Source organism: Marivirga tractuosa DSM 4126, from assembly GCF_000183425.1.
GTDB lineage: Bacteria > Bacteroidota > Bacteroidia > Cytophagales > Cyclobacteriaceae > Marivirga > Marivirga tractuosa.
Genome location: NC_014759.1, coordinates 3,603,788 through 3,616,203 on the forward strand (window position 1 = coordinate 3,603,788; position 12,416 = coordinate 3,616,203).

Annotated in this window: 10 protein-coding genes; 8 read left to right on the plus strand and 2 right to left on the minus strand. The window is 36.2% G+C overall.

Annotation, left to right across the window (positions count from 1 at the left end; all coding sequences use genetic code 11):
* Positions 1 to 15: 15 nt before the first annotated feature.
* The 6 genes from FTRAC_RS15295 to FTRAC_RS15320 all read left to right on the plus strand — a co-directional run bounded on the left by FTRAC_RS15295 (position 16) and on the right by FTRAC_RS15320 (position 5,143).
* Positions 16 to 1,005: a DNA-directed RNA polymerase subunit alpha gene (locus FTRAC_RS15295; RefSeq protein ID WP_013455177.1), complete on the plus strand. Its 990-nt coding sequence runs from the start codon at positions 16 to 18 to the stop codon at positions 1,003 to 1,005.
* A 5-nt stretch (positions 1,006 to 1,010) separates the two neighbouring features.
* Positions 1,011 to 1,661: a 50S ribosomal protein L17 gene (gene rplQ, locus FTRAC_RS15300; RefSeq protein ID WP_013455178.1), complete on the plus strand. Its 651-nt coding sequence runs from the start codon at positions 1,011 to 1,013 to the stop codon at positions 1,659 to 1,661.
* A 121-nt stretch (positions 1,662 to 1,782) separates the two neighbouring features.
* Entirely contained in the window at positions 1,783 to 2,877 is a 1,095-nt protein-coding gene (gene carA, locus FTRAC_RS15305; RefSeq protein WP_013455179.1) for a glutamine-hydrolyzing carbamoyl-phosphate synthase small subunit, read from the plus strand.
* A 7-nt stretch (positions 2,878 to 2,884) separates the two neighbouring features.
* Positions 2,885 to 4,159, plus strand: a complete 1,275-nt coding sequence (gene eno, locus FTRAC_RS15310; protein WP_013455180.1) for a phosphopyruvate hydratase — start codon at positions 2,885 to 2,887, stop codon at positions 4,157 to 4,159.
* Between the two features lie 124 nt (positions 4,160 to 4,283).
* Positions 4,284 to 4,583, plus strand: a complete 300-nt coding sequence (locus FTRAC_RS15315) for an FtsB family cell division protein (RefSeq protein ID WP_013455181.1) — start codon at positions 4,284 to 4,286, stop codon at positions 4,581 to 4,583.
* Between the two features lie 2 nt (positions 4,584 to 4,585).
* Positions 4,586 to 5,143: a hypothetical protein gene (locus FTRAC_RS15320; RefSeq protein ID WP_013455182.1), complete on the plus strand. Its 558-nt coding sequence runs from the start codon at positions 4,586 to 4,588 to the stop codon at positions 5,141 to 5,143.
* Between the two features lie 396 nt (positions 5,144 to 5,539).
* Here the strand turns inward: FTRAC_RS15320 and FTRAC_RS15325 are convergent, their stop codons facing one another.
* Both FTRAC_RS15325 and FTRAC_RS15330 read right to left on the minus strand, forming a co-directional pair.
* Complete coding sequence (locus FTRAC_RS15325; RefSeq protein WP_013455183.1) at positions 5,540 to 6,628, minus strand: Ldh family oxidoreductase; 1,089 nt, start codon at positions 6,626 to 6,628, stop codon at positions 5,540 to 5,542.
* The gene (locus FTRAC_RS15330; protein ID WP_041649903.1) at positions 6,628 to 7,563 is read right to left on the minus strand and encodes a Ppx/GppA phosphatase family protein; all 936 of its coding nucleotides are present in this window, start codon (positions 7,561 to 7,563) and stop codon (positions 6,628 to 6,630) included. The genes FTRAC_RS15325 and FTRAC_RS15330 overlap by 1 nt, the downstream gene beginning before the upstream one ends.
* A 284-nt stretch (positions 7,564 to 7,847) precedes the next feature.
* Here FTRAC_RS15330 and FTRAC_RS15335 point away from each other — a divergent pair, with 284 nt between their 5' ends.
* The gene (locus FTRAC_RS15335) at positions 7,848 to 10,310 is read left to right on the plus strand and encodes a WG repeat-containing protein (protein WP_148230094.1); all 2,463 of its coding nucleotides are present in this window, start codon (positions 7,848 to 7,850) and stop codon (positions 10,308 to 10,310) included.
* A 273-nt stretch (positions 10,311 to 10,583) separates the two neighbouring features.
* The gene (pafA, locus tag FTRAC_RS15340) at positions 10,584 to 12,227 is read left to right on the plus strand and encodes an alkaline phosphatase PafA (RefSeq protein ID WP_013455186.1); all 1,644 of its coding nucleotides are present in this window, start codon (positions 10,584 to 10,586) and stop codon (positions 12,225 to 12,227) included.
* Positions 12,228 to 12,416: the final 189 nt, after the last annotated feature.

A 12,416-nucleotide genomic window follows, 5' to 3' on the forward strand; every position in this document is an offset into this window, starting at 1 on the left:
AAGAAATTTTATAATATGTCCATTTTAGCATTCCAAATGCCTGAAAAGGTTGCAATGGAGAAAGCAGACGATTTTCACGGGCTTTTTACATTCAAACCATTAGAAAAAGGATATGGTGTTACAGTAGGTAATGCCCTAAGAAGAATTTTGTTATCTTCACTTGAAGGTTATGCTATAACTGGGATAAAAATTCCTGGTGTATTGCATGAGTTTTCTGCAGTTGAAGGTGTTGTGGAAGATGTTTCTGAATTAATCTTGAATCTTAAAATGGTAAGATTTAAGAAGATTGCTGAGACTGCTGACAACAAAATTAATATTTCTCTAAAAAACACTAAGGAATTCAAGGCTGGTGACATTAATAAGTTCACAACCGCTTTTGAAATCTTAAACCCAGATTTGTTGATTTGCCACATGGATGAATCAATAAATTTTGAGATAGAATTAACTATCGAAAAGGGAAGAGGATATGTTTCTTCTGAAGAAAACACATTAGTTGATCAGGTTGCAGATTATATTGCCATTGATTCTATTTTTACTCCAATTAAAAACGTTAAATACAGCGTTGAAAATACAAGGGTAGAACAAAAGACTGACTATGAGCAATTAGTTTTAGACATTGAAACTGATGGTAGTATTCATCCTGAAGTGGCTTTAAAAGGTGCTGCTAATATTTTGATCAAACACTTTATGTTGTTTTCTGACCAAAATATGGTATTGGATGCTGGCGGATCTGATGAGCCAGAAGCTGTAGATGAGGAAATGTTGCATATGCGCAAATTGCTTAAAACAGCTTTAAATGACTTAGATCTTTCCGTAAGAGCATATAATTGCTTGAAAGCTGCTGATGTTAAAACTTTAGGTGATTTAGTTGCACTTGAAATTTCTGACATGATGAAATTTAGAAATTTCGGTAAGAAATCTTTAGCTGAATTGGAGCAATTAGTAGCTGATAAAGGTTTAACCTTTGGAATGGATTTATCCAAATACAAACTTGACGAAGAATAAGGACAATGAGACACGGTAAGAAATTTAATCATTTAAGTAGAACTGCTTCCCATAGAAATGCGATGTTATCTAACATGGCAGGTTCTTTAATCCTTTCTAAAAGGATTACAACTACTGTTGCCAAAGCAAAAGCACTTAGGAAGTATGTTGAGCCTTTATTGACAAAATCAAAAGAGGATACTACTCACAATAGAAGGATTGTTTTCTCTTCTTTAAAAAATAAAGAAGTACTTAAAGAGCTTTTTGACGAAGTAGCTACTAAAATCGCTAACAGACCAGGTGGTTACACTAGAATCATCAAATTGGGATCTAGGCTAGGAGATGATGCTGAAATGGCATTAATTGAGTTAGTGGATTACAATGAGATGTTATTAGGTGGAGGAGAAGATAAAAAAGAGAAGAAGACTACCAGAAGAAGCCGTAGAGGTGGTGGTTCTAAATCTGCTTCTACTAAATCTGACAGCTCTGCTAAAGAAGCAAAAGAGACTAAGGAAGAAGCACCTAAGAAGGAAGCTAAGAAAGAGGAATCTCCTAAGACTGAAGCTAAAGGAGCAGAGGCACCTAAAGCTGCAGCAAAAAAGGAAGAAGCTCCAAAAGCAGAGAAAAAAGAAACAAAATCTGATGATAAGTCAGATGAGAAAAAGGGAGATGAATAGTCTTTCTACAGATAGATTTAATAAAAGGGATTGGATATTTATTCAATCCCTTTTTTTTTATTTATTTTTGTCTCGATTTAATTATAGCTCCTTTTCATTTTCAATTTCAGAATAAGATCTGATGAAGTATAAAAACAAAAACAAAGCAATATTACTTTTAGAAGACGGAACTGTCTTCCATGGCAAATCAATCGGTTTTTCAGGTACCAAAGGTGGTGAAATCTGTTTCAATACAGGGATGACAGGTTATCAAGAAGTGTATACTGATCCTTCTTATTATGGACAGATCATGGTGAATACCAATGCACACATTGGGAACTATGGTGTTCACCCTGATGAGTCAGAATCTGACAGTCCAAAGGTGTTTGGTGTTGTGATCAATTCGTTTTCAGATGATTACAGTAGAGGTCAAGCCGTAGATAATCTCAATAATTATCTTGTTAAGCATGAAATACCTGGGATTTGTGATGTGGATACTAGAAAAATTGTAAGACATATTCGAAACAAAGGTGCAATGAATGCCATCATTTCTTCTGAAATATTAGATATTGATGAGCTGAAGAAGGAATTAGCAAAAGTTCCTTCCATGGAAGGTCTAGAGCTTTCTTCCTATGTCACTACCAAAGAGCCTTACGAAATGGGACAGGATGATGGCATAAAACTAGCAGTGATGGACTACGGTATCAAAAGCAGTATATTAAAGCAATTGATACAGCGTGGTTTTAGATGTAAAGTTTTTCCTTCCAGCGCTTCTTTTAAAGAAACAGAGGAATGGAATCCACAAGCATACTTTTTGTCTAATGGTCCTGGTGATCCGGGGGTGATGACAGATGCTATAAATAATAGCAAGCAAATAATTGAAAGTGACAAGCCTCTGTTTGGTATTTGCCTTGGTCATCAGTTAATTGCATTGGCAAATGGGATTAAGACCTTCAAAATGCATAATGGACATAGAGGTTTGAATCAGCCAGTGTTGAATACAGAATCTGGGAGAAGTGAGATTACTTCTCAAAATCATGGGTTTAGTATCGTAACTGAAGATGTTGAAAAATCATCCTTAGTTGTAGCTACTCATTTAAATTTAAATGATAATACGGTAGAAGGACTAAGAATGAAAGATAAGAAAGTGTTTTCAGTACAATACCATCCGGAATCATCTCCAGGTCCTCATGATTCCCGATATTTATTCGACCAATTTATTTCACTAATCAACTAATAAAACTATGAGTATAATAGAGAACATTCACGCAAGACAAATATTGGATTCCAGAGGGAATCCTACAGTAGAAGTAGAAGTTTTTACGGCCAACGGTGGTTTCGGTAGAGCTGCAGTTCCTTCTGGAGCAAGTACTGGAATTCACGAAGCTGTAGAATTAAGAGATAAGGATAAGTCCATTTTCATGGGAAAAGGGGTTTTGAAAGCTGTTGATAATGTAAATGGTGCCATTGCAGAAGAATTAATCGGTTTCTCTGTGTTTGAGCAAAATCTTATCGACAAAATCATGATCGAATTAGATGGAACTGATAACAAAGCTAAGTTAGGAGCTAATGCTATTTTAGGTGTTTCTATGGCATGTGCTAAAGCAGCAGCGCAACTTTCTGGTCAGTCACTATATAGATATATTGGTGGGGTAAATGCCAACACTTTGCCGGTTCCGATGATGAATATCTTGAATGGTGGTAGTCATGCGGATAATAAAATTGATTTTCAGGAATTTATGGTGATGCCGGTTAATGCAGAGTCATTTTCTGAGGCTCTAAGAATGGGAACTACAGTATTCCATCATTTGAAAGAAGTATTGAAAAGCAAAGGCTTGTCTACCAACGTGGGTGATGAAGGTGGATTTGCACCTAATATTGAATCCAATGATCAGGCTATCGAGGTGGTTTTAACCGCTATTGAAAAAGCAGGTTTCAAACCAGGTGAGGATATCTTCATTGCTTTAGATGCGGCAGCTTCTGAATTCTATGATGAAGGCAAAAAGAAATATGTGTTTGAAAGCACTGGTGAAGAATTGACTTCTGATGAAATGGTGGCTTATTGGAAGAGATGGACAGATAAATATCCGATTCTTTCAATTGAGGACGGAATGCAAGAAGATGATTGGGAAGGTTGGGAAAAACTTACTCGTGAAATCGGTAGAACTGTCCAGTTAGTAGGAGATGATCTTTTTGTTACTAATACAAAGAGATTACAAAGAGGTATTGATGAAAAGATCGGAAATTCGATTCTGATTAAAGTAAATCAAATTGGTACCTTAACTGAAACTATTAATGCTATTAGAATGGCGGATAAAGCTTCGTATAAGAATATTATATCTCACCGTTCCGGAGAAACAGAAGATACTTTTATCGCTGATTTAGCAGTAGCAATGGGCTCAGGTCAAATTAAGACTGGTTCTGCTTCTCGTTCTGATAGAATGGCGAAATACAATCAATTATTAAGAATTGAAGAAGAATTGGGTGAAATGGCATATTTCCCTGGTATTAACTTCTAATAATACCTAATTTAAGGAAAAGGCTATTGGTGTATTCACTAATAGCCTTTTTTATTTTTAACATAGAAATTCGGCTTTTTAGGCGAAATCATTTTTTTATATTACTTTTAATGTATCAATTTCAATGAGTTTCATGGATAGGGTTCCAAAAATATTTAAGAATTTTTACTTCATAGCAGGAGCTGTTTTTCTGATTTGGATGTTGTTCATCGATGGCAATGATTTGATTTCTCAATGGAGACTTTCTTCCAAGTACAATGATTTACTTAAGGAAAAGGAATATTATCAAGAGAAAATCAAGGAAGTGGAAATGGATCGGGAAGGATTGATGAGTGATGATGAACTATTGGAAAAATTTGCCAGAGAAAGATATTTAATGAAAAAAGAATCCGAAGATCTTTTCGTTATAGTTGAAAAAGAATAACATTGAAAAAGCTCACTTTAATTCTCTCTCTTTTCACCCTATTGGCTGTTTTTTCTTGCCAAAAGTCTATTGCCCAAAAATATGTAGACGAAAGCTCTAGCTTTATGGATAGGGTATATTTTGGTGGGAATTTTGGTCTTCAATTCGGGAATTTCACTCATATAGAGGCTTCACCCATTGCGGGTTATATGATTAATGATAAGCTTTCAGCTGGCGTGGGTGTAATCTATCAATATTTTAGAATTAGGGGTAATAGCCAGGTTGGTGATTATGAAACCAATATCTATGGTGGCAAATTATTCGGCAGGTATAACTTTTCTCAACAATTATTTGGCTATACTGAATATGAGAATATCAATCTGGATGTTATTTTTAATACCCCTAATGGATATGAGTTAGGAAGAGCTTGGGTACCGGCTTTATTCGTGGGTGGCGGCTATTTCCAACCTATTGGAAACAGGGCAGGCTTTACAGTAATGGCTTTATACAATCTGTTACATTATCCTGGCCGCTCTCCTTATAATTCCCCTTTTGTTCTTCGAGTAGGCTTTACTATTTAGGTTCTTTAAACCACGAAAGGTATCTAAAAGCTACTTTTACTTTAACCACTGAGTTGCACAGAGGCTTTCACAAAGAGCACAAAAATAAAGCATGTAAAGCTGATTATTTCTTTGCAATACAATGCTTTTATTGTACCATTTTTAAAGTTTCTGATTAGTGCTTAGAAATATTCTCTAGATGTTTTTGGAAAAGTTAAGTAAGCCACTGGGTAACATTGTGGTTTAACTATGTTTCTTCGTATGTCTACATTCATTAATAAATAGAGTATTATTAATTGAGCAATTTAGTAAGACAAAGACCCATCAACAGCTTTAGCTGTTACTTTGTGCCCTTTGTGAAATTCTTACAGACTCTTTGTGGTCAAACGAAAACAGCCTTTGGCTGCTCTATTTTGATTAACTAAAGTAATAATCGAAATTTAGTTCGAATTTATCCCCAATACTCTTTAAATCCTCAACCACTGCAGGTAATAATGGAATTCCATTAGCTTTTCTCTCTGTACTAATTTCCCGTTCTGGATCTCCAGGGATTAATACTTTGTCATTTTCACTAGTTGTTTCTGATTTTCGGAATGTATCAATCCAATTATCCATATGGGATTTGAAATCCTCCGCAGGACGGAAAGCATCAATTCGCATAGCGCCTAAGAAATGACCCAATCCTTCACCTACAGGGTTTTCCTTTAAAGGCAAAAAACTAACGAAGGGTGGAGCCCAAGGCCCATAATTTGCACCAGATAGTACTGCTGAGAAGATATCTACAATTGATCCTAGAATATAACCTTTGTGGCCTGAGTGCTCTCTGGAGCCTCCTAATGGTAACATGCTGCCCCCTTTTTTCAAAGCATCTACATCGGTTGTTCCTTTTCCATCCTTATCCTGCACCCAGCCCAAAGGAGCTTTTTCATTCTTCCTTTTTAGTACTTCTAATTTGCCATTGGCAACAGTAGTTGTAGCAAAATCGGCTACATAAGGGGGCTGATTTTTAGTGGGAATGGCTATAGAAATTGGATTAGTCCCCAATAATCTTTCCTTGGAAAATGTGGGAGATACCAATGGGCTTGCATTCGTCATCGACCAACCTATCATATCTTTTTCCAATGCCATCATACTGTGGTGACCTGCTATCCCATAATGATTAGAGTTTTTGACTGATACCCAACCAGTGCCCACCTTTTCTGCTTTTTCCATGGCAATTCTCATGGCAAAAGGGGCAACTACTAATCCTAATCCTTTATCTCCATCAATGACAGCTGTGCTGGGCGTTTCATGCACGATTTTAATAGCTGGTTTAGCGTTAATTCGATCCTCTTCCCATAATCTGATATAGCCATGTAGACGGGCTACTCCGTGAGAATCAACACCACGTAAGTCAGCATTCACTAGAACTTCTGCAGCCTCCTGAGCTTCATTTGCTGGACATCCCATTTGAACGAAGACATCTTTTACGAAATCTTGTAAAGCTTTGAATTCAAATAAACTCATCAGGATAATTTTATTTCATTTGATAAGATAGCATCCAATAGTCCTTCCTTTAAAGCATAGGTGGATACTTTAATATCAATAAATTCATTGTTTTCAATCAAGAACTGTATTAAACAAACGGCCACCACTATCATATCCACGCGCATTTCAATCATGCCCGGTATAGCCATTCTTTCTTCTTTGGTTTTATGGATGATTTCGTTGAAAATGTGATCGAAATCTTCTAAAGAAATTGAAAAAGAAACATCGTCTGGTTTCGCAATTCCTTTTTCTTCGTAGTTAATGTCTATTAGGGTATCAAAAGTACCAGAGGAGCCAATCAAATGATGTGGTTGATAAATATCCATTTTCACTTTAAGCTCTTCTAATTCCTTTCTTAGAAAGTCATCAAGTTTTTCAATGTCTTTTGGTAAAATAGGATCGTGTTTGTGGAATTTATCCAACAATCTTTGAGCACCGATTTCGAAACTTTGCATCCAGAAAACCTCAATATTATTGCAAATGATAAATTCAACGCTCCCACCCCCAATATCCATGATTAAGGCAGGTTCAGACCCTATTTCTAATGCTTTTTTAACTCCCATATGGATAAATTTGGCTTCATCCATTCCAGAAATAAGGTTAATGGAAATACCTGTTGCATCATAGATTTGCTTCATGACTTCCTCTCCATTTCCAGCATTTCGCATAGCAGAAGTAGCACTTGCAAATATCTGCTCCACCTGTTCTTCATTGATTTTATCTTTGAAATAGAGCATTGTTTTTACTGCACGCTCTTCAGCGGCTTTGCTAATATTTCCTTCACTTATTCCTCCTTCACCTAGCTTTACTGCTATTTTCTCTTTGTGAATAATTTTCTCTTCCCCATCTTTAACTTCTACAATAAGTAAGTGAAAAGTATTTGTGCCTAAGTCTATAATGGCTATTTTATCCATAGTTGTGTACCTGCCTAAAAACAATGCGCAATATACTATTTAGCGGGCAATTGGCAATTGTAATATTTGTTTCACTTATTAATTCTTGCAGTTTGTTATCAAAGCTTCCATAAGCTTTAATATTATTTTAACTTTGTCCAGTCTTTTTTAAGACGCTTTTAGCGATTATCATAAGGTGTATGCGTCAACTTTTAAATTTTCTATTTACAACTACGTTTTTTTTGTTGCTTTCCGGCTGTGCATACCAAGTGCTGAAGGTGGATAAGTTTTTGGCGAAAAATGACATGGCTAAGGCTAAAAAGCGAATTGATAAGGCATTGGAAAAAGCGCCAGATAACCCCGCCAATCAATTTATGCTGGCGAAATATTACAGCCATCCAGTTTGGTCTTTTGATGCAGTGGACTCAGCTCATCTTTACATTCAGTCAGTAAGCGATACTTTTCCTAAACTCAATGATGATATCTCCGAAAAATTAGCGAAAAGAGGTTTAGACAGTGCTGAAATAAGTAAGCAAGCTATAATAATTGATAGCTTGGCATTTGAAAAAGCTGCCTCCATCCATACGGAAGAGGCTTATAACCATTATCTCAATGATTACGAATATCTGGTTTTTGAGGATCGAGCTAAAGAATTTAGAAATCAGGTGGCTTACGAAGCTGCCATTGCCCAAAACACAACCTATGCTGTAAGTGAATTTTTTAAAAAGTACCCTGACGCACCACAAGCTCAGAAAGCTAGAAATGTTTTTGAAACCCTTTATTATGAAAAGAAGACGCAGAACCAGGAGTTAAATAGTTTTAAGGAATATTTGGAGGAGCGACCTCAAACAGAGTTTGCCGAGGAAGCGGCATTTAAGCTCCTAAATATCATCAGTGCGGGTGCCAATGCTCTGGATTATCAGCAATTTATTGAGCAATATGGAGCGTTTAAGGCTTCAAAAATTGCACAATCAATTCTTGATGGCTTGAATTATGAAGAAGTGCTGCCCGAGTTATTGACTCACAAGAAAGATAGTGTTTACTATTTTTTTAATTTGGATCATGAAAAATTACTCAGTTTTCAATTTGAAAAAGTAATTCCAGATTCGTGCTTTTTTATTAGAAAACCCTTCATTTTAAGCACTGAGAAGAATACTGATTATGCCTATTTAAAATCTGGAGAGAAATTAGGTGAATTTAAGATCAACTCCATTAAGTATTTATCAACTGGCTTCTTTAAAATTGATGATTTTGGACGTGAACAACATTTAATTCATTTTAGTCTGAATGAACAGCTTCAGCAAAAAGCGCTGGATTTTTACTCATTGGATAAATTTCATTTAGCAAAAAAGGAAGAGAATGGCTGGCAACTGATTTCTGTTTTGAATGAACCGATTTTAAAACAGCCTGTGGACAGTATTTGGAAAGAGGGTGAGCTTTTCTTTTTCAAAAGTGCAGATGATATGGCAGTAGCATCATCGCTTGATATTAAAAAAGCATCTAAAAATGATTTTAAGACATTAAGTTTTCTTTATGATGATTACGAATGGATAGATGAACAATATGTGAGATTGTATTCCAATGATTTTGAGACTATTTTGGACAGGCAGACGAATGTTGTTTTCCCTTTGGAGAAGGCGAAGTTTGAATACTTTGATGATTTTTGGGTTAAAGATAAGGATGGGGAAATTAAGGTTTTGGATCGAAATAGAAATTCCTTGTTTGAGGAGGATTTGGATGGTTTTCAATTTAAATCCGGGGTTTTAGCACTTCAAAAGGATAGTCTTTGGTCAGTATTTAATAATGGGATAAAAGGATTTCCTAAATTTCAATTTGATTCTGTTAGAATATTTAATGCGTGGTTGACTTACGTACTTCAAGATTCTACTGGCAATTTGCTTTTTCAATCAGGTAAGAAAGTTCGCTTAGAGGATGACGAATCATTCAGGATTTTGAAGAATTATAATGTTGCTTTTTCAGATTTGTCAGATCAAATACGATTTGTGGAAATTTCTAATCAGCAAGGATACTTTAAGCTATATAATGGCTTTGGAAGAATAATCAAAGAAGGGGAAAAGCTTGATATCAATATTTTAACCCCTCAATTAATTCAGCTTCACCAGAATAAAAGGAAGCAATTGATTGATTCTGCTGGCAAGGAAATCGACATCAAAAAAGCCGATGCTTTTGGAGCTTATCAAAATGGTTTAATTCCCATTTTGCAAGACAAAAAGTTTGGAGCACTGATAGTGGATAGCCTAGAAATTATTCCAACACATTCACAAAGCAAATTAGAGGTATTTCTGAAAGACTCCCTCTACATTTTCAAAGAGGATAATTTATTGGGAATTAGTGATGCTTCAGCAGAAATATTATTGGAAGCTGATTTTGAAAGTATAGATTTTTTCAATGATTCCACTGCCATAGTAGAAGAGGAAGGAGAAATAGGGGTATTGAACATTTACCAAAATGAATACCTACATGAAGATTTGGACACATGGGAAAAAGTGCTGTTCGGGGAAGAGCAATTTTACCTAGTCCGAAAAGAAGCAGGTTATGGCGTGCTCAATCAATTTGGTGAGGAAATCATTCCATTTATTTTCAATGAGCTTCAAGCACACAAAAGCAAAGGTAAACTGTATTGGCTAGCAGAGCGCAGACTTTCCGAAATTAATTACATAGTACTAGCTTATTTTGATAAAAATGGGGAAGTCCTTTTCAAAGAAGGCTTGAATTTTGATGATTATTTAGAAACTGCTTGTGATTAGCTCAGCCCCCTTTCCCCCAATGGGGGAACGCACGGAATGGCTATTGTTTTTTAATTTGTCAGAGTAGCTGCTTCATCTATCGGTCAGACGGTGGCTAACCGTCAGACCGAGGGATAACATTTATTTTTTCCCCCATTGGGAATTAACAGGGGCTTTTTTTAATCTGTGATGCTATCCACTTACCCCGTTGGGGGTTAGGGGGCTTTTAATCTGAAATTCCTATCATTAGTCAGTTCAAATTTTTAATTTGCAAAAAATTATAATTTAATTTCAATGAAGAGATATTTATTCGGAGCAGTGGCTCTAATGAGTTTATATGCTTGCCAACCGCTAGAGAAGCAAGATCAAAACCTGAAAAAGCCGAAATTGGTAGTGGGAATCGTAATTGATCAATTACGCCATGATTATTTCGAGCGTTATGCTGATAATTTTGGAGAAGATGGCTTTAAGAGGTTGATTTCTGAAGGTTTTTACAATCATAACACCCATTACAACTATATTCCAACTTTCACAGGGCCTGGCCATGCTTCAGTGTATACTGGGACTACTCCGGCAACGCACGGCATCATTGCCAATAATTGGTATGATAAAAACATCAAAACTTCAGTTTATTGTGCAGAGGATACTTCTGTTTATACCATTGGCTCAACTTCAGAGGCTGGTTTAATGTCTCCACACAGAATGTTGAGTTCTACCATCACGGATGAATTGGGCTTGGCTACCAATTTCAAATCAAAAGTTGTGGGTATTTCCATAAAAGATAGAGGGTCTATTTTACCCGCAGGACATAACCCGACTGGATCTTTCTGGTACGATAAAAGCAATGGACACTTCGTGAGCAGTAGCTATTATGATCATGAAGAATTACCTAGCTGGTTGCAAGATTTTAACAACCGTAATTTGGCAGATGAATACTTAAACCAAACCTGGGAGCTTTCAATGCCTTTAGAGGAATATACCCAATCCACTGCGGATGAAATGCCTTATGAAATGAAAGTAAGAGGTAAAGAGAAGTCGATTTTCCCTTATGATCTAAAAGCATTAAGAGCAGAAAATGGTAATTTTGGCTTATTACCCAATACGGCATATGGCAATACCATTTTAGCTGATTTGGCTATTGCCACAATGGAAGGTGAGCAAATGGGACAAGACAATATAACAGATTTCTTGGCATTAAGCTTTTCTTCTACAGATTATATAGGGCATGGATTTGGTCCGCGCTCAGTGGAAGTGCAAGATACTTATATCAAATTGGATCAAGAGATAGCTCGATTATTCAAGCATTTAGATGAAAAAGTGGGTAAAGGTAATTACTTGATTTTTGTGACTTCTGACCACGGTTGTGCAGAAGTTCCTGAGTATTTGCAAGCCAATAAAATTCCGGCTGATCATTACGATGGAAAAGCTTATGTGAAAAATATTAGCAATGCTTTAAATCAAAAATTTGGCGAAGGTGACTGGATAGAAGATTTTTCCAATGAGCAGTTTTTCTTAAACCATGATTTGATTGCCGAAAAAAATGTTGAGTTAGATGCTATCAGGAGGTTTATGGTCAATGAAGCCTTAAAACTAGAGGGAGTAGCAGAGGCATATTCAGCTAGCGACATGCAAAGCACGGAATTTACAGAACATAAAGCATCAGCATTGCAAATGGGCTATAATTTTAAGCGTTCTGGTGATGTTTTATTGATATTAGAACCTGGCTGGTTTTACCAAACCCGCTCTGCCACTACTCACGGAACTGGCTATGCCTACGATACCCATGTACCATTGATTTGGTATGGCTCCGGTATCAAAAGCGGAAGATCTTATAAGAGACAAAATATAGATGACATTGCCGTAACCTTGGCTCATATTTTAGGGACTAACCTGCCAAATGGCGCAACAGGGGAGCCTATTGAAGAGGTTTTGGAATAGATATTTTTAGATTTATCTGTAAAGTTAATCGTTTAATAAACCTTTAATTAGATACTTAAAGCCTTTTAGGATGGTCTTAACCTATACTGAAAGGCTTTTTTATGGATTAGTATTGCTGTAGGTGTTAGAGATATTGATATATAAAGGTGAAATAGCCATCCTGAGTTTCAGGAATCAAAAATACTAACT